Origin of the sequence: Sinimarinibacterium arenosum (genome assembly GCF_005047655.1) — a bacterium.
Taxonomy (GTDB): domain Bacteria; phylum Pseudomonadota; class Gammaproteobacteria; order Nevskiales; family Nevskiaceae; genus Solimonas.
In genome coordinates this window covers 1-23434 of record NZ_SUKF01000016.1, presented here as the reverse complement: position 1 = coordinate 23434, position 23434 = coordinate 1, and the positions used below count along the sequence as shown (strand labels likewise).

The 23434-nt window shown below is 60.0% G+C and carries 12 protein-coding genes and 1 pseudogene; all 13 read right to left on the bottom strand.

The window, feature by feature from the left end; genetic code table 11:
* Positions 1-189: 189 nt before the first annotated feature.
* Positions 190-648, bottom strand: coding sequence for a hypothetical protein (locus E4T66_RS21055; RefSeq protein ID WP_211243068.1), 459 nt, complete (start codon positions 646-648; stop codon positions 190-192).
* 290 nt (positions 649-938) lie between these two features.
* Positions 939-1145: pseudogene (locus E4T66_RS21050) on the bottom strand (IS3 family transposase); the annotation flags it as partial.
* A 32-nt stretch (positions 1146-1177) separates the two neighbouring features.
* The gene (gene drmC / locus E4T66_RS21045; RefSeq protein WP_136852082.1) at positions 1178-1939 is read right to left on the bottom strand and encodes a DISARM system phospholipase D-like protein DrmC; all 762 of its coding nucleotides are present in this window, start codon (positions 1937-1939) and stop codon (positions 1178-1180) included.
* 1 nt (position 1940) lies between these two features.
* Positions 1941-3800, bottom strand: a complete 1860-nt coding sequence (gene drmB / locus E4T66_RS21040) for a DUF1998 domain-containing protein (RefSeq protein WP_136852080.1) — start codon at positions 3798-3800, stop codon at positions 1941-1943.
* A gap of 2 nt (positions 3801-3802) precedes the next feature.
* Entirely contained in the window at positions 3803-7828 is a 4026-nt protein-coding gene (drmA, locus tag E4T66_RS21035; RefSeq protein ID WP_136852078.1) for a DISARM system helicase DrmA, read from the bottom strand.
* An 11-nt stretch (positions 7829-7839) separates the two neighbouring features.
* On the bottom strand, positions 7840-9720 hold the full coding sequence (locus E4T66_RS21030) for an ATP-binding protein (RefSeq protein ID WP_136852076.1): 1881 nt from the start codon (positions 9718-9720) through the stop codon (positions 7840-7842).
* On the bottom strand, positions 9717-14180 hold the full coding sequence (locus tag E4T66_RS21025; RefSeq protein WP_136852074.1) for an Eco57I restriction-modification methylase domain-containing protein: 4464 nt from the start codon (positions 14178-14180) through the stop codon (positions 9717-9719). Before E4T66_RS21025 ends, E4T66_RS21030 begins: the two co-directional genes overlap by 4 nt.
* Positions 14177-16195 (bottom strand): DUF2075 domain-containing protein, encoded by a 2019-nt coding sequence (locus tag E4T66_RS21020; protein WP_136852072.1) that lies wholly within the window; start codon positions 16193-16195, stop codon positions 14177-14179. Before E4T66_RS21020 ends, E4T66_RS21025 begins: the two co-directional genes overlap by 4 nt.
* Positions 16192-19320 (bottom strand): DISARM system SNF2-like helicase DrmD, encoded by a 3129-nt coding sequence (gene drmD / locus E4T66_RS21015; RefSeq protein ID WP_136852070.1) that lies wholly within the window; start codon positions 19318-19320, stop codon positions 16192-16194. Before drmD ends, E4T66_RS21020 begins: the two co-directional genes overlap by 4 nt.
* Positions 19321-19340: 20 nt before the next feature.
* Positions 19341-19799 carry a very short patch repair endonuclease gene (locus E4T66_RS21010; protein WP_136852067.1) on the bottom strand — a complete coding sequence of 153 codons (459 nt, stop codon included), beginning with the start codon at positions 19797-19799 and terminating at the stop codon, positions 19341-19343.
* Positions 19800-19819: 20 nt separating this feature from the next.
* On the bottom strand, positions 19820-20863 hold the full coding sequence (locus E4T66_RS21005) for a DNA cytosine methyltransferase (RefSeq protein ID WP_136852065.1): 1044 nt from the start codon (positions 20861-20863) through the stop codon (positions 19820-19822).
* Positions 20864-20951: 88 nt separating this feature from the next.
* Positions 20952-21155 carry a hypothetical protein gene (locus E4T66_RS21000; RefSeq protein WP_136852063.1) on the bottom strand — a complete coding sequence of 68 codons (204 nt, stop codon included), beginning with the start codon at positions 21153-21155 and terminating at the stop codon, positions 20952-20954.
* A gap of 209 nt (positions 21156-21364) precedes the next feature.
* Positions 21365-22969 carry a Calx-beta domain-containing protein gene (locus tag E4T66_RS20995; protein ID WP_169577759.1) on the bottom strand — a complete coding sequence of 535 codons (1605 nt, stop codon included), beginning with the start codon at positions 22967-22969 and terminating at the stop codon, positions 21365-21367.
* Between the last annotated feature and the right edge of the window lie 465 nt (positions 22970-23434).

The following is a 23434-nucleotide window of genomic DNA, read 5'->3' as shown; positions in this document are numbered from 1 at the left end:
GCGTTCGAGAACTTGGCGGACAGCCTCCTCCTTGAACTCTGGTGTAAATCTCTGGGTACTCATGCACTTCCTCCTATGCTCAAATCATAGGCCGGCGATGCCTACTGCCGCAGGGGAAGTCCAAGGGTAAGCTCAGGGTGTCCACCAAACCGCAGGACCTGTCTCGTTTCACTCGAGTGAATTTTTAGCTTATGAATGCGATAGCAAAATAGATTTCCTCAATTCGGCGTGTTCTTCATTTGATATCTTCCCTGTTGACAGTAGATTGTCCAATTCTGAAAGTTTTTCTTCTATTGTCTTACCTTTTTTACCTGCTAAGAATGCAACAAAAATTCCAGCAATAATAAGAAGGACGCCAATAATAGAAGCTGCGCCAAGCTCGGGCCTTGAGAACCATCCGCGGTCAGATAGGACTCTACCGAAGTCGTAAATCATTGAAATAGAGCCAACTGCGATTAGAGCACCACTCGCCAAGCCAACACTCCAACCTTTTTTCTCTATTATCGATCTTATTAGAAATACCGGAATGCTTATTATGTTGAACAAAAATCCTGCAACAAACCATAGAATGATTTCCCATGCAGGATATTTCCTGTTCTTGGATATGATTGCGAGAATTATTGCAATAATTAAGCCAATTAAAAACATGCATTCCCCCTTTTGTAGTTTATGAGCCAACGCGCCTGTAGAAAAATCCCACGCGCACGGAGGCGCAGGATCATCAGTTGATGATTTTGATTTTCCGGCGCGTTCTCGCGCTTCGGCTGATTTTGAGTCTTGAAACGCATCCCCTCGTCCCTCCACGAGCTGGCGTCTTTGCGGTGACGATACTGCGGTTTGCGTGCCTTTCCAAGGGCTTCACGCCGCATGTTGTGCATAGGCTGTTGGCGCGCGTTGAAAACTGACCAGCTGGGGGTGCGGCGGAAAACTTGGACCGGTTATGCTGCGACGCCCAGGTTCATACGGTGCTCGGCGGGACTGCGGAAGCCCAGCGAACTCTTGATCCGCACGTCGTTATGCCAGCGGATGTAGGCATCCAACGCTGCCACGAACTCTTCGATGGTCGTCGAGAGCCAGTCCCGGGCGAAGAACATCTCGGTCTTCAATCGACCAAAGAAGCCCTCGCATGCATCATTGTCCGGCGAACCCAACCTCGTTCGCTGCAATATGGAACGTTTCATACAGGCGAAACCAAATTGGTTGCCACCAATGACCGTAAATGGTCATACAACAGCTTGGGAATGTGCCCTCCAGAGAGGAGTACGCCAGCTTCCATGTTCTTCTCCATCGCATGACCGGTCAGGTTCGCGCTGGTGATGAAACACATCCTACCGTCGGCAACGGCGACTTTGGCATGGACGCGCCCGTCTAAGAACGGATCGGCCTTGTCACGCCAGGCATAGAGTCGTGCGGCGGGGACTAGAGCTTTCATCTTGCCTATTCCATCAAAGGCAATGCTGCCGCCGTGATTCCGCGACAACTCGAGCAGCATGGAGATGACCACTCCGCGATCAGTTGCAGAATTTAGCGCCTTTACGATGGTCGAGACGTCATAGGCGACAAAGCTGGTGATGAACAGGGTCTGCTCGGCGGCGTTGATGACCTGCAGTAACGCCTGCTCGGTTCGTCGAGCGGAGACAAAGGGTGTCGTCGGCCCCGTCCACACGAGTTCGGTGGATTGTTGATTCGTAGTCTTGGTGAAGACATGTCCGGCGGCGAGCAGCATCGACGCAAGTTCATCGGCCCCGACACTAGTCGTTCGCCATGCGTCGACGAGCTGATCCACGACCCCGGCGGCAGCAGGCGTGCCGACCACGCTCGACAGCGAATTGGCCGCTTTACTGGTGCCGGCCTGACGAATCCGGTTGGCGATCGACTGAACCTTCTCTGGAGAGACCAGACAGACTACGGCTGCGACGGCGTCCAAGAGCTTCTCCATGTCACAAGCCCTTGAAGAAAGCCGCGTCGATACGTTCCAGGGTCGGAACCAGCAATGACCGATCCAGGTAGCGATTCCCGCGCTCGCAGGAGGTCTCGGCCACCAAACTACAAGCGTGGCAAGCCGCAGCATGAAGTGAGCGATCTTTCTCCGGATCGTGCTCGGAGCAGAGCGGGTCCGAGGAGCAAATCTTCGAGCGGTTCAAGGCTTGCTCCAGGAGGCGCCCCAAATTCTCAGGCTTACCGAGATCGACTAGACCGCCCAGCGTTCCATCGGAGTCCGCTGCTGCCGTGTAGATGAGGATGCCTGCCTGTGGGCTGTCGCCCGATGTGTCGGCATAGATGCGCTCACGAATGCTCGCAGCGTTGTAGCCGCACTCCAGCGCCAGCTCGCGAATCAGCAGATGCGAGAGCGTGTGGAGCATGGCGTAGCGAATGCCGGGGTAGCCCTCGTCAGGATCGAGATGACGTGAATTGCGCCATCCCCTGTGGCCTCCCCGGAGCATCTTGTCGACCTGCGCGACGGCAGGTAGTGCTTCCCAAGCGACGAGCGCCTGCTCGTCGAACTGGATGAAGATACCCTCACCATGCACCTGGTTTGCAGGAACCCAGTCCGGTTTGCCTCGTGAGAGGTTGGCCATCTGGGGCCGTTCGTTCGGGCCACCCGTTTCTTCGGGCGCCTCCACGCGAGTGAAACCGAGCAAGGCATTGACCTCGCGCAGTCGCTCCAGAAGCAGCACTCTGCTGATGTGCTTTGCAAAGGCCGGTGGCGTACCGACCTTCTTGCTCATGAAGTGCGGGTAGTCCGTGGGTGGATTTGCCTCTGTCAGCACGTCCCACTCGGGGCCCTTGATGTCGGCCTCACCCACGATCTCCTGTCCGCCTCCGGTAGGGTGCGCCTCGATGGCCGACCAGATCGACGCCGCCGGATATTTATCGATCCCTGGCAGCGCCCCGGTCTTCTTCAGGGTTTTCACCGTCACCGACACTTCGGCTTCGGATTCCAGTTCCTCGAAGAACGCCCAGCCATCCTGGATCAGCTGACTGAGTGGGTCCTTGGTCTGGGGAATGGCGAGCGCCGAAAGTGTGATCGGGAACCAACTATTCGTGGCGCCCAACAGAACCGCCCGCGCTTCCTCGTCGCATTCGTTGTCGAAGTGATCGAGGTGGGGATGTCGTCCGCGACACCCCGGCAAATTCTCTTTCCCGGCCTTGCCGAAGGCGTGTGCCATGCTCCTCGATGCCCCACACGCATCGCACTTCGCCCACAGGTTCTCGGTCTGCAACGAGGCGCCGCTCTCGAAGAAGCGCAGCGTGCCCTTACAGGAACTGTTGCCGCCGTGGACGAAGTAGTGCCAAGGGAAGTCGTCCAGGTGGCCGTCGCGGCAGGCCAACAGGAAACGGGCCGGTACGGCATCGGCGTCCTTGGCGGGTTGATCACCCTTCGAACCTCGACAGCCTTTGTGGACGAACCGGGTTCGCTCTGGTCTGAAACGGTTCTCCTTGATCTCGAACAGTCCGGCATCGAAGGGGGACAGCAGGCCGCATTTCACGCAGCGCATCCAACGCGGGAATGGCCGAACGGGAACGCCGATGTTGGCCTCGGCCGACCAGACATCGACGAGCTCGCTTTTCTGGAACGGCGGCATCCGCAGGTTCTCGACCTGTGCTCCAAGCACCTTCCGAACGGCGGCCAGCAGTCTGGCTTCCTGGATTGGTTGGCAGCGGTCCTTCTCCCATCGGTCGATGCCGAGCGTCACGACGGACAGGCTCGGCAGGTCGATCAATGCCCCTGGGCCGTATGTCCAGAGCAGTTGGCTGGGTCGTACTTCTCCGACTGGAGTCTTGTCATTGTTGATCATGTTCAATCCTCATCCTTCGTCGCAGGACGAGGCTTCCAGTCGTGGTCGTCCGTGATGTGGCTGGTATTCATGATCAACCGCACGCCGGGCTCGACCTCGCGCATCGACATGGGTACGGTCCAGTTGTCCCAGGCTTGGATGCCCGGCGACCTGATCAATGCAACTGTCTTGTCCTTCTCGGGGCCGCGCTTCTCATAGGCCAGAATGCGGCCCCCTTTGCCCACCTCCTTGGCCCACTCATCTGCGCGCTCCTTGAGTTCCTGTTCGGCCAGTCCCTTGGTACTGGACAGCTCGCTGACGTTCCATGCCCGTTTGACGAGCACATCGATGGCCTCGGTGATCTCTCTCTGATCTGACTTGTCCAACTTGCCTGCCCCCTCGTTGGGGCTGAACGCATCGTTTTCCAGACGCATCAGGCTCAGCAGCGAGCCGGTCAGACCACGGTCCATCGCACGCGGCGAGAATGGCGTCACGGACTGCGCTTCGACGTGCTTGTAGAAGGTGGCGTGGTAGTGCTCGAAGGTCTCGTAGTGCGAGAGGTCGCGTGGCCGTGCCCATGTAAGCACGGTGCAGACCAAGCCGGGGAAAGAACGACCCACCCGACTGGTGGCCTGGATGTACTCCGCCGTGCCCTTGGGCTGGCCGTTGACCGCCATCAGTCCCAGCCGATTGACGTCCACCCCCACCGACAGCATGTTGGTAGCCAGTACCACGTCGATCGCCCGGGTGTCGCCCTCTTGCCACTTGGTCACGTATTTGCCGGCTACGGCATCGAACTCGGACTTGAACTTCACCTCGAGGTTGTCGAGGTACTTCGGGATGTCCTGGCTGGAGACGCGAGATGTCAGCTCGCGGATGTTGCTGACGCTGCGTTGCGCCAGCGCAGGGCGCTCGACCATGCTCATCTGCACCCGGTATGAACGCGTCTGCACGTCGTCCTCGGCCAAGCGCTTCATGCCCCCCAGCTCTCGCAGCGAGTTGAAATAGCCGACCATGGTCATGTAGGGGTCTGCGGGCTCGCCGAAGCGGTCGAATAGAGCCTGAGCAGCGGTCAGGAATGCCGTGTAGACGCGGATCAGCATCGCAGGTCGTGAACTTCCGGGAGAGCAGACGCCGAGATAGCGCCGTCCCGGCTTGTCCTTGATCGGTCGTTGCACCGAGAAGTAGTTGTCTTCCACGTCCAGCCCGTGCGGCGGGAACACCGACACGCGCCGCATGAAGACGTTGTTCACTTGTTCGCGGGCCTTACGCACCGTGGCGGTCGACGCGATGATCTTCGGCTTGACCATGTGTTCGCCGAGTTTCCAGCCGCACAGCTCGTCCACGGCCGTCTCGTACAAGCCGACCATGGTGCCGAGCGGTCCGCTGATCAGGTGAAACTCATCCTGAATGATCAGGTCCGGTGGGCGAATCGGGCTGATGTTCTTGACCTTGGTCGCACCGAGTCCCTTGCCGACCTGGTGGTTGCCATTGCAGTCCGCCCCCTGCCACAGCAGGCCGTGCCGCTCGCATTCCTGGCCCACCCGACCGAACAGCGTGCGCACCTGGCCCCGCCACGCCATCATGGCGAACTTGTCCACGGTGGCGATCATCATCGTCGGGGGACGGTGGTAGATCTCCTCGTCCACGACGAGCACCGGGATGCCCGGGTGATGGAGCTTGCTGGACTTGCCCTTCGAGAAGTCGCAGCGGCCCTTCTTGTCGCCGCAGTAGACGAAGGTGCGCCCACGGCCCTTGTCGACCTCCACGTCGCGCCCAGGGGCGACTTCCGAGCCACACCAAGGGCAACTGGTCAGTTGCGCTGGAGACGCCGCCCCGGCGTTGTACTTGCCGGGGTTGCGGATGTCCTCGATGGCCCGATGGCTGTCCTCGGTCGTGCCGGGTGTTACCTTGTTGCCTACCCACAGCCCGATCGTGAAGGGTTCGGTACCGAGCGAATCGTCACCCTTGGCCAGCGCCTCGCGTCGCAGCACCTCCATTGCACAGATCAATGCCGTGGCACGCTGGAACTGCTGCAACGTCAGAAGGCGAAGGGTGTAACGCATGATCACGGCCAGACCGCGCGAACCGTCGTAGCCGCCCAGGGTGCCCTGCATGCGCCGAATGGCCATGGTGAAGGCGGCCACACCCAGGTACGCCTCCGTCTTGCCACCGCCGGTGGGGAACCACAGCAGGTCGGCATGGGCTTCGACGGGCCGCACGCGATCCGGGTGCGTCGGGTCGGCCAGCGATGGGATCGACAGCAGCAGGAAAGCCAACTGGAACGGGCGCCAGCTGCGGTTCTTCAGCACGTCGAACAGGTCGACGGTAACGTCCTTGCCGCGCCGGATTTCGAGGGCGTACTGGCTACGCACGCGCTGCGACGCCATCGCCTGGTTGGCGAACCGGAAGGCCTCCAGCGCTTTCTCATTGATCCTCAGTGTATCGATGCCCTGCTGCAGACGCGTGTGGATCTCCTGGCATCGATCCATCGCCTGTCGGGACTGCGCGTCGTAGCCGAGCACGTCGACACCAACTCGAGCGCGCTGCTCGTCGATCCACGCGGCGTAATCCTTGGTCAGCAGGTTCAGGGCGTCGACCAGAGGATCGATGTCCAAGGTGGCGAGGCGCTGCATGTCGAGCAGACCACTGCTCACCATTTCCTTCATCGCCGGTCGGTCGGCGGGATCGAGACCCGGTGTCTCGGTGACCTGCACCTCGTATTGAGGCATGACGATGGTGCGCACCTCGGTGGCCAGCGTCACGTCATCCGCCGTTTCGGCATGGACGGCGACGCCATGACCCACTGCGAACTCCACCCGGTTGCGGTAGATCATCTCCAGCGATTCACGCTCCGGGTCCATGCCGTCCGCATCCAGTACGGGCCGGCGCCGGAAGATGGCGCGCTTGAGGGCTTCTGCTTCCGATCGCACGATCAGCTCCGGCTGGAACACCCAGGCGGAATCGCGGTTGGTCTCGGGTTCCTCCTGTGCATTGACCAGGAACAGCGTCACCAGGCGGTCACCATTCGCGTTCTTGGCACGCACGGAGCCTTGCACCCGCACTTCGGGATAGCTCTTATCCGGCGCCTGATGGGGGATCACGCCTTCGGTGAGCGGCAGCACCAGCTTGCCGCCACAGGGAATGCGCTGCCAGACTTTCGCCTTGGTCTGCTCCTCGGCACCGGTCTCCTTGTTCTTGCGGGTGCGGAAGATCTCGTGCTCATCGCTGCGCTCATAGCGACCCCAGCGCACTTCGATCTCGATTCGTTCGGCGTCGCCATCCACGCAAAAGGTCATGCCGAGGCTACTCGGCACCAGCGACTGATTGCTGGCCGCATCGATCTCGTCTGCCGCATCGGATTCGGGCTCGACACGCCCCGTCGCCGTGCCGAACTCCGCACCGGGTTCATGCTGGCCGGGCGCCTTCGGGTCGGCGGGCTCTTCGACCTCGTCGTTCGCCAGTGGCCCTTCAAGCCCTTCGATACCACCCTGTGCCGCCTCACGCGGAGCGAGCTTGCCCACCAGATAGCGATCCCGCACACCCATGTCGACGATACGCTCATGAGGACCGCCAGCCGGACCGAGCAGATCGTCCATCACGGCCAGTTGCAGCAGTTCGCGGATGTAGGCTAGTTCCTGCTGATGCTGGGGTGCTCGGGCGTCAGAACCGATCGTCGGCACATCGGCGATTGTCTTGTGCAATGCTTTGGGTAGGGCTTCGACGAAATCGGTCCACTGGACCCGACCAATACTTCCCGAAGACGGTGGCGTGAGTGCAGTGAGGCCGATCGAGACGGGGTCGGTGACCGACAGCAGTCGGTCGAAATAGAGCGTGGTGGTTTCGAGATCAGAACGAACCCGCAGCACACGCCCAACACGGGTGATGCTACCAACGGGGTTCAGGGCCAGAACCCAGTCGTCCTCCTCGATGGCCTGATAGAGAGAACGCTCACCATTCAGATCCAAAATGTAGGGCGCGAGCCTGTCATCGATGCCGAGGCCATGATCAACGGCAATCCATGCATTGGAGTTATTGTTTTGTGCCATGTCCGGTTCCCTCAGGCGCTTCGAATAGGAATTAGCGTCCCGAGGTACGCTTTGTTCTCTGTTCTGGTCCTCTTCTCGTAACCAAGCGCGTCACAAACCGCTTCGATCTTCTGGCAGAAAACATCAGCGTTCAGCGGAATCATCCAAAGCTCGCCTTTGGTTGGTTCCTCCCGGTTGGTGCTTTGCCACTGCACCTCATCGTTCAGAGGATGCTCGGGTCTGAACGGATGAACATTGAAGATCTTATGGTCGACCTGGGTGATCCAAGACGCGCCCACTTCCGTGATCGCACCCCATGACACCTTGGTGTTCTCGCTAGTCACAAAGAGGACGAATATTTTTTGAGCCGAGTAGCTCTCTACGAAAAACTCTCTCAAATAGTCGTAGACACCTCTGCCTTCCGTTACGCGGCAGATTTCATCGTCACAATTCGTATACAGGATGTCCTCGGCTGGCACGTTGTTGTGCAGGAGCATCTGATAAATGATGTCGGCGAACGGTTTGTCAGGATACGTCTGACTGATGAGTATCTTTTTCTTCTGGGAATCGATGAGCGACTTGAGCCCCAGGTCAGGGCTGTTGTCGTTTATCGATCTTGTAATGGCGCCCTCAATCGCTTCGCGAGTCAAGCCAGAGCCAAGGTCCAGCAGGTTGTTCGCAGCTTCTTCGCTCGCCTTCCTGCGGAAGTCGTCGACATTGCGCCGGAGCCGCTCCTCATTGTCCTTTTGTTCGTCTTGCTTTTGCTGCTTCTTCCTCGCTTTTCCTATGTCCGTGAAAATTTCCCGCTTTCTCAGAATCTCTGCCAGAAGCTCCTTCCGCACATAGTCCAGGACTGCGACATATCGCGGGTCATCAGATTTGTACCCCTGGCGGTTGCTCAATGCCATGTCGGGCAGTTCTGTAAGCTCAAATAGATCGACGTGCAATTGTCCTACGACATAAACCTCGTTCAATTTGTTCTGGCCAACGACAGGAAGAATGTTGAACTCCCCCATTTTTTTGTTTGCGAAAAGGGAGATGAAGTTGTCAGGGAAATCCGACATCTCGGCTTTGCGGCCTCTCGTCGTTTTGTACGTCCCTATCCAACCAGCAATACCGAGAGTGTATTCGTGCTCAACCCCATCATTGTCCTTCATGACCAAAGGGATGGTTTTTTCCTCTCTGGCGGTGACCAGGTCCGCTCGCCTTTGTGGGTAGATATCAGGTACGAGGTCGATCAATGGCGAATACTCATCGCCAAGCGCGATCAGCGTGCCGAGCTCCGCCATCACGTTTCTGTCGAAATCGTCGATGATCTCGGATTCCTGCCCCCTGATGACGTGGATGCGAAAATCAGCATTGATCAAGGGAAAAATCTTCAGAAGATTGCGCTTTACGGCAACAAGCGTCTTGTGGAGTCTGTACTGCGGGTTGCGCATCACGATGGCGGAGCCATGGTCTACGACATGATCGAAAGTGATGTCGGCGTCGGCAATTGCTTTGAGCTTGCTGCCTTCATCTGGATGGCGAGAAAGGACGAATCCCGACTTCTCGCCGTCTGCCACGGTCAGGATGTCGACATTCTCGGAGACCGACAGCGCCGCCAGCTTTCCTACGCCCTTGCGACCCATTTTTCGGCGAGCTCCGGACTTGGAGAACGAGTCGGCTTCCTTGATTCGTGAAACGCCCGCCACATTGAGATAGTTGGCAATATCCCCCTTCTCATAGGACATGCCATGGCCATCGTCTTCAACCCGGATGTCATCCTTGTTGGCAATGATGTAGACGTTCTTTGCGTCTGCGTCATACGCATTGGCGATCAACTCCGCCAGCACGTAGTAAATGTTCGTGTAGAGATTCGGGCCGAGCAGTTCCAAGATGCGCGGATCGACATTTAGTTGATACTCTTTCATTCTTTCGCCCCCTCGGTCACCACTCGATAACGCGCTCCGCGCTTCTCTCCCTGGCGCTCAATCCTGTTATCCGCGATAAGCTCGGCAATCGCAGCGTTCCATTGGCCGTCGGTGATGCCGATGGCAGAGACGATATCGGACTTGGCGTGCCATCCGGGATGGGCCTTCATGTATTCAACGATGGCGTGGGTTGGGCCTGCCTGATAGCTGGCTCGCTGTTCGGCGGCTTTTCGGTAGGTTCCATCGTTGGCCGATGCGCCGTCGAAGTCGAATGACGGCTGTCGCGAGGGCTTGTTCTCCGAAGAGGTGACACGAGGTTTGCGCGACCCGGTGCCGGTAGTCTTGCCGTTGTGCAAGCCTGCAGTGACTTCTTCCTCGTAACGCTGACGGTTCAATTCCGACAGCCGCCGCAGCACTTCGACGCGGGCGGTCTCCGAAATGGTGAAGCGGACGCGGTCCTTCTCCGGCAGATACGGTACTTCGTGGAAACCGTGTTCAAGGTCGAGGTCGTCCCAGCCGTAAGCGTGTGCGACGGTGGCGTCCATTTCGCGCTGTAGATCCCTCAACTCAGTCAACGCAACAGATTGAGCACTGGGTTGATGGAATTGGTTGTAAAGCGCGGTCATGCCAATGTCGCGATCGCGCATCACGGAATTGCGCAGCTCATGAAATCTATGGCCAACAGCCCCGAACGCATCAACCTTTGACGGGAACGGGAAAGTTTCAAACGCATCGGACGGTGTGTAGGACATCCTCGTTTCCAAGGTGCCCCCATACTTTCTGGCCCAAACTTCGTGAATAGACGACTGAAGCAGTGAGAAGAATGTTTCTGCATCCACCGTAAAGACCACGAGCCGATGAGAGAAGACGATGCTCGTAGGAACCATTGAAATGGCCAAGTATTTGGAAATCATCACTTGGCACAGGGCATGAGTTGACGGCGTCGCTGATGATCGCTCGCCGTCAAGTTCGCGCGATAGGAATTTTCCGGCGCCCAATGCGGCATAGAGCGCCTTTTGCTTCTCCGCAAACTGCCACCAAATGTCGCGGTACTGCTTCCTCTTCTTTTCCGCTCTCTCCGGCTTAACCGTTTCCTCGACGATGGACAGAAGATCAGGAAAGTCTGCGGCAACCTTACAGGGGAAGTCACGAGGAACCCGAAGTTCTTTGAGCCACTTGGCCCGAGCTTCTTCCGATGCGCCCTCCCAACGACCAGAGGCACTGCGATCTAACGGCCAATCCCAAAAGTTGATCACCCACCGTGATGCCCTTTGTTGCGGTGAGGATGTCAAATCCTCTCCGATCATGTAGGGGAATAGCACATCCTCAAGGCGCTTATCTTGCTCAATGAGCGCACGCGCATCGTGCTCGCTCATCGTAAATCCAAGGCCAAGTATGTTTGATCCTTGATATGAGCGTCCGGAGTTCTCTGCCAGGGGCTTTGGCGACCACTCATTGATCGCAGAGAGGAAGGCTGAAATTATCGGAACATCCGCGCTGCCTAAACGGACTGGGCCGTTCCACTGCCCCTTATACATATGGACACGACTGACCATTACGGCGGCAGCGCCCGGCCACGGCTCATTCGGATGCGCTTGATAAATACAGTTGCCAGCCGCCAGTAGTGGCTCTAACCCAACTTGCCTCGTATCACCCTCTGCGATTGTGTTTGTGGCCAGCAGACCAAAGCATCCCAACTCCCGCAGTATCTGATTTGCCCTGAGAAAGAAATAAACGACAAGATCTGCTGATCCGCGACGGTTCGACGCTACCTGCTGTACCAGCCATTCTCGATAGGTTGATCCGAGAATGCCGGACAAATCTTTTCCTCGCTTGAATGGAGGATTTCCTACTAGCACGTCGAAGCCTGCGCGATCGCGCGCAAATACCTCAGGGAACTCCAACGGCCAATGGAAAGGCCGCCGCGAGTGTTTGTCGGCAGGTAGGTCAGTCGAGAGCGAGGCGACCGATCGCCGATGCATTAAAGCGAGCGCATTGCGGTCACCTTCGACGGCTTGGCCAGCTTGAATAGTCAGAGATGCCGGCCCGTCCTCCAGACCCGCTCCATTGCCACCCATGGCAAACACTTCGCCAATGAACGCATCTGCAATGTGCTCCGGTACTTCGAGCTTCTGGCGCGCATTGGCATCCAGGGTTGCCATGGCTTCGACGTCACGAATGTCGCGGATGGGCTTCTTGCGCAACCGCTGGCGCAACTCGATCGCTTCAAGTACCGCCCGCTCGATGTTCTGCCCGAACAGGCGTTGCTGGCCTTTCCCGGTCGGTGTCATCGAGAGCTCGGTGAGCTGATCCAGACGATGGATGCCGAGCAGACTGTCGCCGCAGCGCAGATTGTGGTCGAGGAAGCCGAACGGACGCCCCTTGGCCAGCGTCACCAGCCAGATGGAGAGCTTGGCGAGTTCGACCGCCAGGGGATTCAGGTCCACGCCGTAGAGGCAGCGCTCGGCGATGAGGCGGCGGGCAATCACAGTGCGGGCCTCGGTGTCGCGGGGCAGAAGCTCCTTGGTGCCCGGCGAATCCAGGACTTCGCCATCCACGCTCACCGTCTTTCCACTGCCTTCGGCCAGTGACCAAGCCTCGACCAGGCGATCGGCCAGCCAGCGGCAGGCCTGCACCAAGAAGGCGCCCGAGCCCATGGCTGGGTCGCAGATCTTCAGGTCCAGCAGTTCGGCGGGGGATTTCAGCACCCACTGCTCACGCGGGGTGCCCTCTACCGGCCCCACGTAGGCGATCGGCGTCAACGTCTCGGTGACGATGGCCTCGGTGAGCGATTTCGGGGTGTAGTGGGTGCCGGTCTCGCGCCGGTCGGAGCCGGTGGTGACGATGAACGCCCCGGCGGGATAGACCAGCGGATAACCCCATGGATCGATGCGTACCAGATGGGCAAAGGGCTTGATGCGGTTACGAAGGCTGGTATCCCCATGGCAGGCGGCCAGCAGACGGTCGGCAAGTGTGTCGTCGACTGGCTTGGCCAGATCGTTGCGTACACGGCTGGCGGAACTGCCGGAACGCTCCTGGAGCAGTTGGGCAAGGCATTCGGCGCCTTCGAGGCGGGCGGATTCCAGTTCGGCCAACTTGACCCAGGGGGCTTTGGCGTTCTTGGTGCCATCCAGTTCCAGCGTGACCTCGGCGGTTCGCTTGACGGTACGCTCCAGCAAGCCCTCATAGACGTAGCCGATCTGTTCGACGTCCAGTGCGCGGTAGGACAGTGTTCGGCCCTGGAACTGCTGGATGGCCTCGAGCAACAGCAGCACGGTGCGGTTGTCGATCGGCAGCGGCTTGGCGATGTCAGTGCGCCAGTCGGAGCCCTTGGCTCGGCCCTCGAGGAAAGGAAAGCGATCCGGGTCGAACAGCGAGCCACCCAGTGCGGGCAGACGCAGGTTCTCATGCTCGATGCCACCAAATACGGCGCGGAATATGGCCAGCAGGCGCGACCAGGCATCCCAGCGGCGTTCGAGGATCTCCTCGGATTCCTTGCGCAATTGCATGCGCAAGGTCGAGAGCGCGTAGTTGGCCTCGTAGCGCTCGTCGCCGAGTAACAACAAGCCGCGCTCTTCGGCGGAGAGCAGGAATACCAGACGCATCATCACCGTCAGCGCGGCTTCGTAGAGTTCCGGCTCCTTCACGTCGCGCAGCAACGCGCGGTCGCGGTCCTGGTCGGCCTTGTCGAGCGCCTGGATCAGCACTTCCACGGCGCGCCGCACTTGCTCACCGAGGGCGTCGGTGACTTCGTCCTGATACTTCAGCGAGCGGTCGAACAGTGCCGGCAGTTGCTCGGCTTCATCGACGAAGAAGCGACGAATGCCCAGCAGGTGCACGAAAGCTTGCAGGGTGATGGGCTCCTGGCTCCAGATGCGGGCGTACCAGCTGGCGAAGGTTGTGACGGCACCTACTGGGGCGTCGACCAGCATCCAGCGCTCGCCATTGGTCACCAATCCCAAGCGGCAGCCGATGGCGCGGCACAACTGAACTATGCGGTCGGCCGGGGTAGCGGCCCATCCATCCTGCTTCAAGGTGGCATCGAGGTCGACGTCCTGGCCGTAGGCTTGGATGAGCATCAGCGGCTTGTTGCCACGCTGCTCATCGATCACCGTGAGATCCGGGGACAGCGTCACGCCATGCTCGGGCAGGGTGAAATTCAGGTTGGCCGCGCACCAGTCGGCGCGCTTCAGGACGTCACCTTTGCCATCCTCATCGAGTTCCAGGCCACGCGCCAGCACCTCATCGATCCAGGCGGCGTGCAATTCGTCGAACTGAGTGTCGTCCGTCTCCAGCGCCTCGCGCCATTCCTCGTAGGCCTGACGTAACCGCTTGCGCTTGGTTCCGTCGAGCTCTTCCAGGCCTTGAGGAAAGGCCTCCTTGAGAACGGGGACGGCGAGGAACGGGCCGGAGATCTCGATCAGTGCCAGCCAATCGTGATGTTGAGGAAGATGATTCATGCGAGCGCTCCGGCGGTCTCTTGCAGCTCGGGAACACCCGCCGCTATCAGAAGGTCATGGACACGGTTGAATCGCGACGGCTCGAGCGTCTTGTCATTGGCACTTCCTGGCGGAATCCAGATGACCATTCCCGCGCGTGCTCGGGTGAGTAGCACGCGATAGCGGTTGCGCACGTATGCCTGCTCGATTTCACCTCTGACCTGATTCCATACGCTTCCCCGAAACTTCCGGTAGTCCCAACTCCCGTCGCGTGCGAGGGTGAGGTCGCCGCCCCAACAGAGCCCGACCCAGTCCAGTTCGAGACCTTGGCATTCGAATTCGGATGCAGCTACCTCAAGGACATGGCTCGACCGGGAATCCGTTGGCGGCATAAGAAACCACTTTTCGAAGGAGAACCCGAGCCGGAACCCGCTAGACCGCTCCAAACCATACGCTCGGAGCCGCTGATCTTCAGACGTCGCCACGAGACCGGCACGTTGCTCGGCCTCAGGGGGGCAGCGGGCACGCAGCCAAGCTCGGGCTTGATTGAGATCCCGCGTCACATAGAGCGGAAACTCGCGCGAATCGGGCATCAACTCGCGAGCCTGGGCTACGTCGACGTGCAGCACCGCATTCACCCACTCGGCCAACTGCTGGGCTCGGTGACTACGGACACCCACGCTCAAGTGAGCCAACGGTTCCGACTGCACTGTGATGGCCGGTGGCACTCCAGAATCGAACAATCGATGGTCTGAGACGCTCGCACCGCCAGTGACCACTTCGGGTGAAGCGACCACCTGCCAATGGGGGCGCTCCGACACTGCTCGACCCCATTCTTCCAGCCCGGCCTCACCGAGGAAGATTTCCTGACCGCCCCCGACCAGTGCGACTATCACCGCCCAGCCGTCCAGGCGATCCATGACATCGAAGAGTTCTGCGGCCTCGGATGCGTCGACGCCTTGCTTGCGCTGCATTCGCTCCCTGTCCCATGCGCGCTGTGCTTCGTCGAACACGACCACATGCTCATGTGGCTTGGCCGTGGGGTTCTCGCGGTGATAGCGCAGGAACTGATGGACGTTCTGGATAAACGTGGACACCTCATGCGCGCTGTCCTGACGACGTCGTCCAGCACGCTGTTGGCCTAACACGAGAGCTTCGCGTACCACCTTTACCAGTGGACCATTACCCGAGAGAAAGATGCCGGACGGACCGTCCTCAGCGCGCAACGACGGATCGTGAACCACGTTAAGTCCCGTCAGCGTCTTTCCGGCCCCGGGCACACCGGTAACGAAGCACACATGCCGCGTACCGTTGGCGCGGGCATCGCGGATCACCTTCGCCAGCATGTCCGTGGTTTCATCCAGGTTACTGGCGTAGCTGTGGCTGATCTCACGCACGCCGTGGCTGCCATACAGCCGTTCAGCGGCCTCGATGACGGAGAGGGTCGGCCGGTAGGCTGATTCGATCCACTTGCGAGGATTGATCGCTGCAGCACCGGGCTGAACTGCGAGCCTATGAGCCGCAGTGAGGACTTCGGACAGATTCTCCGCATTGGCGCACTGGACCGGCGCTACGCTGCCCACGACCTTTACAGAGGCGTTCTCAGATCCAGTGGCAGCGGTCGCACATAGAACAGGCACGATCGAGCGACCCACACACTCTGCGTGAAAATCTCGCAAGTTCAAGCAGTAGTCTTCGGTCTGCCACCTCGACGACGCATCGAAACTGTCAGCGCCGACCTTGAACTCGACCACGAGGATAACGTCGCCTGCCAATAGCACTGCATCAGGGCGCTTCTGACGCCTCGGGAGCTCATATTCGAGAATCAGGTGCCACGAAGCGGCGGCTGGGTTAGCTTCAATGAGTTCTGTTGCCGTGCGCCTCAGAATCTGAATCTGCTGTTTCCAGCTATCGATCTGGGTGGTGCGCGTTGTCTGGATGCCGGTCGATGCCACTGACGCCGTCAAGGCGCCCAACACTTGCGCCTCGTTAGCTTTTCGGAAATCCGCAAGGGTGTAGCTGACGCCTTGGCTCATCGTGCGGCCTCTTCGGGAACGATGAACACGACGGCAACAGGAAAGGTGCGGTCATCAAGCTTGGCATAGCGAGTCTCGATGGCTTGCACCTCCTGGATGCGCTCCACCGGGATGCGCGCGAGCCGCGACTCCAGCGCGGCGGTGTCACGCCTGAGTTGGGTGCGCTCGTCCTCGGTGAACAGCGACATCTGCTCGGGCTGCTGATCCTTCTTCAGTTCACTCTGGATCGCCTTCTCGAGTTCGTCCAGCACGGCACCGATGTCGTCCAACTCTCGTTGCTTACGGGTCTGCAGCGTGTTTGCCAGAAACTTGAGTCGATCCTTCGAGCGGGCGTCCACCGCTTGCAGGATGGCGGGTCGAGTGCGATCGAAGCGCACCCGAAGGGCATCGAACAGCGAATCGTTCGCTGTGATGGGCTGCGCCTCGTCCAGCCACTGCTGGACGCGCGTGACGCCTTCTTCGCGCCGGAACGACTGATCGCGCAGATAGCCGCCCGAGACGGTCAGTTCCTCGTGAAGGCGATGGTGGTTGCCACCGGTGATGACCAGCCGCGAGATGACGACCACGGCCGGACCCTCGATGCTGCCATCCGGCAATGTGCGCACGGTGACGCGATGGAGTTTCTTCACGTCATCCTGCGCCCAGACCTCGGCGCGCAACAGCCGCAGGCACATCTGCACCATTCGATGATTCAGGTGGACCAACACGACATCGTCTCGCCCCTTGGCCACGGCGTGGTCGAAGGTGATGGGGCGTATCTGCTGGGTATGCGGGTGACGCAGGCCCTCCAGACAGCGCGCCCATGATCCCGAGAGGGGTGGCATCCTGAATGCGCTGCCTTGGGGTGCATCTGCGAGCGCGACGGGTTCCAACGGGGGGCGGCCCGCCAGCGCGAGACCAGTCTTCACCGCCATCTGGATGTGATCGGGCGTGAGGTGAAAATCCTGCTGGGTGGCGAGGAGCCGTTCATGGAGCTTGGCGACGCGCTCTTTCAGCTCGCGTTCGGCGCGCACGAAGCGCCTGGCCTTGGCGATCTTGGCCTCCGCGAGACGGGTGTCCAGATCCTTCAGCGAGCCTTCGATGAGCCCGGACATCTGGGGCGCGATGACCGGATTGACGCTGCCCATGTCGGCGCGCATCGACTCCAGTTTGCGCAGCGCACGCAGGATGTCGTCGCCATGGCCACCGACCGAGTCATGGCTTTTGTGACCGCCGTCGACGGGGTGCCAGATCAGCACCTCTTTCTCCCGTTGTCCGTGACGGTCGATACGCCCGTTGCGCTGCTCCATCACGTTGGGGTTGTAGGGGATCTCAAGGTGGATGAGGCAGTTACAGTGGTTCTGCAGGTCGATACCTTCGGAGGCCGCATCGGTGGCGAGCAGGATGCGGACGGGGGAATCCTTGGGAGATGCCTGGAAGGCTGCCTTGATGGGTTCACGCTCGTCCTGAGTGAGTCCTCCGTGGAGCAGACCGAGTCGTTCGCCGCCGAAACCATGGCTGGCGAGGATCTCGTGCATCCACTGGTGGGTGGTGCGGTATTCGGTGAACAGGATCACGCGGCGATCGTTCCACTGACCGCCCGGTTTCAGATTGGCTGAGAGCCAATCGAGGATGGCTCTGGCCTTGGAGTCGGTCTGGTTCTTGGCGCGCTGTGCCCATTGCCTCAAGTCGGCCAGCATCCGTTGTTGCTCTTGCGTCAGCGGTTGGGAACGGCGTGATGCCTCCTCGACGGCCTCTGACTGAGCGTTCTCGACTTCCTGGTCGTTGGCGTAATCCTCGTCTGCTTTCAGGATGGCTTTGCGCAGGATGCGCTCGGCCATGGCATCTCGACCCTTGGGCTTGGCGCCATTCGACAGCGAGGCGACGTGCTTCTCGAGCGTGGAAGCGAACGCGGCGGGCGACGAGAAGAGGCGCTTCTTGAGCAGTTGATTGACGAACGAAGTGCCGAATGTGCTGCCGGTCTTCTCCGCGTCTCTTTCGCGGCTGGCACAGTAATCGTTCAGCTTCTGGTGGATCTCCCGTTCCTCACCCGTGTATGAGACCGCCAGCGCCTGGAGCTTGCGCTGGGCATACAGGGGTTTGCTGTCAGCATCGACGAGATCGCTCTTCAGGCGACGGATCATTACCTGACTCAACTGCTTCTCGTCGGGGAGGATGTTGCGGGCGAAGCGTTGGTCGTCCAGCAACTCCAACAGTGAGGTGAACGACTCGGTGTAGCCGTTGTGCGGTGTCGCGGTCAGGAACAGCCGATGCTGGAAGTGCGGACTGATCGCGCGGATGAAGCGCGTCCGCTGGCTCTCCAGCGCGTAATGTGCCCCGGCGGCAGGGGCGATGTTGTGCGCTTCGTCGACGACCAGTAGATCGAACTTGCGCGGATGACCGGCATGCGGCGGAAGAACATCGCGCATGGCGCGCAGGCCTTCGCCACTCTTGACCCAGTCCATCGAGGCAATGAGACGTGGGTGGGAGGTCCATGGGTTGGCGTGGATGCCGCGTTCGCGCCGTAATTGCTTGATGTAGCCGGTGTCGACCACACGAAAGTCGAGGCCGAACTTTTCGAGCATCTCGACACGCCACTTCTCCTGGAGCGAAGCGGGGCAGATGATCAAGACGGTGCGGGCGCGGTGCCGGAGTTGCATCTCCTGGATGACCAGCCCCGCTTCGATGGTCTTGCCCAAGCCGACGTCGTCGGCGATGAGCAGGTTGACGCGGGCCATGTCGATGGCGCGTACCAGAGGGTCGAGCTGAAAGTCCTCGATGCTGACGCCACTGCGGAACGGCGCCTGCAGAAACCCTCGGTCTGCATTGGTGGCGGCACCCCATCGCACTGCATCAAGAAAGGCTTCGAGCGTGTCGGAGTCGTCTTGCCCGGTAATGGAAGGCAGGCCCGCACGCTCGATGACCTGTGCGCCGGGTTCGATCTCCCAGATGACTTCCAATTCTTCTCCGAGACCGTCCTCATCAATGGAGGAAAGCGTCACGCAGTTCTGCAAGGATGCATCCGACTCCAGTTTCGAGGAGGCGACATCCGCCACGACCCACTGGCGCCGACGAACCTCGACCAATTGCCCGGGCTCGGGACGGGCACGGTACGTCTGAAGCTTCTGATCGTTCGAGATTGCCATGCGATCTGCCTTCTTCCTGTTCAATTCTTTTTGTTTACGCCAGGCGACGAAGTGCAGCGCTTTTCTTTTGCGATGGCGACCGCCTGTGCGACGGTATCCGTGGCTTCGATCGGGGACTCGTGTTCCCAGAATCGCAGTACCGTCCAACCGCTTTCGAGAAGCCTCGAATTCGTGTCGGTGTCCCTGAGGCGATTCGCCTCGATCTTCTGCCGCCAGAACTCTGCGTTCTGTTTCGGCCAGGTGCCATGCTTAGGGCATCCGTGCCAAAAGCACCCATCGACGAAGACGGCGATCTTCAACCCCGGGAATGCCACGTCTGCCACGCGGCGAGGTTTCTTCAGGACCTCGTAATCGACTCGGTAGCGCAGGCCCTTCCGGTAAAGCTCACTTCGTAGTGCGATTTCGGCATCAGTCCCTTTCTGCCGAACCTTCGCCATGCGGCGACTGGTCTCGGGGGACGAGGGCTGAATGCGCGACATCGGAAGCCCTCGTCAGCTCGTCATCGGGCCGTGACCGATGCGATATGCATGTTGATGCTGCGCGCGATGGCACGACCGAGATCGACGGGAACCGCGTTGCCGATGAGCCGCCCGAGAACCTTGAAGCTCACTTCGCCGTCCTCCGGCACGAACGCGTAGTCGCGTGGAAAGCTCTGGAGGATCGCTGCCTCCCTCAACGAGATGGCTCGGTCCTGTTCCGGGTGCCCGAAACGGCCATTGCCGAACCCGTAGCATTGCGTGGTCATGGTCGGGGCGGGTTTGTCCCACTCCATGCGTCCATAGACGCCCGGGTAGGTGCGTCCACTCTCGGCGCGGTGACAGTCGGCTACGAGATCATCCGGCCAATCGCGCCAAGTTCCACCGGGCTTCGAGACTTTGATCCGCCGAAGATTCTTTTCGGAAAGCGTCGAGGTGACGTGCAATTTGTCCCTCGGGGCCGCCTCGCCCGCGCTCAATGGGCGCAAGCGGCCGATGGCTTGACGAACCGTCTTTGGTTTCTCGTGGGTCGGTTCGATCATCTTGATGTCGCCATGCTTCGATGCCAGTAGCACCATGCGCCGCCGCATCTGTGGCACGCCATAGCGGGAGCTGTCGACGACATCGAACCAGACATCGTAGCCGAGCCGCTTCAGCGTATCGACGAAGTCATGGAACACCTCGTGTTTCGCGACGGTGGGGACGTTCTCCATCGTGATGACATCGGGTTTGGCGCCTTTGGCCAGGCGCGCAAACTCGTACAGCAGGCCCCACTTGCCATCCTTGCCATCTAGTTCGTAGCGCTGTGCGTAGGTCGAGAAGGGTTGGCACGGGGCGCAGCCCGCGAGAATCGTGAGGTCAGCGTCACCGAACAGCGCTTTCAGTTCGGGCGCGGTGACCTTGCTGATGTCCGATTCGACGAATCGCGCCTGGTTGTTGGCTTCATAGGGAAACCGGCAAGCTGGGTCCAAGTCGATACCAGCGACGACAGGTAACCCTTCCAAGACGAAGCCATGCGTCAGCCCACCCGCACCGCAGAACAAATCCACACAAGAAATTGTTGTCACGTCAAGATTTTCCCTTTGCTCCTTGACTGTCCCTTGAGCTCCACAGCGTTGGAACCAATCGCCAACGGCAGTGTAAAAACAAATTCGCTCACCTCTCGCCTCCCAGAGGCCTGTTGATCATTGGCCGTTCAACTGCGTCCCCGGCAACCAGATCCTCTTCATCCGCGTAAAGCACGATGGCTTCGTCACTGATGGCCAAGATTGTGCCGTCCCGCAACCGGACAATGTCGAGCAAAATGCCACCACCAGAATCCCATGACTCAATTGCTTCGATCTGCTCCATATCGTCCATTCAGGTCACTCCTGCTTGAAAATCGAGAAAAGGAGCGCAACGGTTTCGGCGTTTGCGCTCACCGTTCATTCAGGCAAATCCCGATTTGCGGCAATGGCATCCAAATGCCTGATTTCCGAACCCTCGGGACTCCAATGCATCTAGTTGCGGGCACAGTACATCTTTCTAGCCGCTGAAAGCTTACGGTCACTGGGGCAGTCCAAGCCCGCTCAAGGGTGCCATGGGAAACCTCGGCGACGCAGACCCACCAGCCCGAGCAGCGGCAGCAGCAGCGGCAGACCCAGTGCACCACCTCCGCTGCTTCCACCGGTCGAAGGACGCGGCGTCGGCGTCGGCGCCGGGATCTCGTTGTCGATCACTGACACCACCTGCTCGTCATTCGCAACATCGGCGTTGACCGGGTATCGAAGCACGATCGAGAACGTCTTGGGACCATTGGTCGCCGCCCCGGTGTCGTACCAGCTGTTATCCAGAACCTGGACCTGCACCGTGTGCCGATCTTCCCCTGCCGCGAACTCCACACGCTTGAGCACGTCGACATAGTCGGCACCCGCCTTCGCACGCCGCGAACCACTGGGCACGGTCGCAACCTCGACACTGCCCGCCTTCGACAGGTCGCCGCTGCGCGTGACTTCAACCGGGATCGTGCCAACGTTCTCCTGCACGCTGATCTCACTCGCGCCCGGCAACGTAAAGGTCGAGTACACCGGCATTCGAGGGTTGTAGCTGGTCACCACCGGCAGCGAGTCGCGGAAGGTACGAACGTTGTCGCCCGTCGCCGCGTCCCCGCACGCGGTGCCATCCGCAGCGGTGTAGCTGGGAGTGCTGTAGAGCGGAACCGAGCTCGCGTGACTCGACACCGCCGTAGCCCACGGCGCCCAGTCTGCCGGATCGCCCTGAAGGGCCGGCCCATCCGAGCACGAATGCGCGCTCGAGTAATTCTTCCAGCCGCGCTCAGGGCTCTCGTGACCGCCGCCAAGCAAGTGACCAACTTCATGAACCGGTGTGCCACCCGAGGTAGACGCGTGTTCCGTATAGATCAGGGTATACGCATTCGCGCGCTCGGTCTCGAAGGGCTGCCCGGAATATCCACTTGCGACACCAGCGACAACCTCATGCTGTTCGATCGGCCCACGCAGAACGACCACCAGGTCCGCGCTGAAGGCGCTCCGGGAGATCTCCGAGTTGCCCTTATCGTTCATAAACTTGGGATACCACTGCGCGAGCCCTACATCCGTCGGATCCTCCACATCAACCTCAGCAAAACCCACCACCCGTGCGGTGTAAGGCAGGCCACTGTTGGCCAGCGTGGCATTCATGCGGGACTCGAACAGCGGGCCAGCCTTATAGATCGCCTCGAGCCCATGCACTTCGGCCGCGCGATGTGTATACAGGAACAGCACGTCCAAGCGAGTGTCGGCCGCCTTCGGCGCCGCCACGGCGAGCCCACCTTCGGCCGCTCGGGCAACGGGCGCCATCACGTCACCCACGAAGCCGGGCGCAGCCGTCCCGGCCTTGGCCGCCACGTCGCCGACGCCCTCGCTCAGCGAGGCGCCCTGCACCGATCCGGTCCAGCCGTCACCGGCGTCCGTCAGCACCAGGTAGCGCCCACTCGAATCCCGACCATAGGCGTGCGTCACGCCTGCCTTGCGCCAGACCGTCACCGGCACCTTGGCCACACCAGTGTCGAGCTGAACCGTGACTTCACCGGTGCGTCGCACAGTCGCCTCGTCATCGAGGAGCCGAACCTCGGCATGCGCCGGCAGACCGATAAAAGCCACGGCCAGAGCCAAGGCCCCAGAATATTTCCGCATCGCAACTCCCTCCCTGATGTGCCTCTGCGTGCACCCACCGGACAGTAAGTGACTCCCTTCCGGAAAAGCAAATTCCACGGGATCTCCTGAACGCTTGTGTGACATCGGACCTCTCCTTGCGGGCTTGTGCTCGTCGAATCTATTCATGAAACGGCGCCCCGCCAGCCTCTGCGACCAGGGTAAGGAACGATGCATTTTTGGATTTAGGATCTGACTCGAAAAACCGGACTGATACCTGCGCAGGCACGCACGCCGCATATTCAGGGCTCAGCACCGCAGAACCCGTTGCCGGGCTACGGGACCACCGCGCCCGCCCTTGCGGCGATCAGCGGCTGCGACGAGTGTAATGACCCACTGAAAATCTGCTCAGGCGATACTTTGAAAGGAGTTAAGCATGGGCAAGGTGATGGACGAAGAGATCAAGCGGTGGACGGCCAAGCGCAAAAGCGCGCTGGTGCTGGAGAT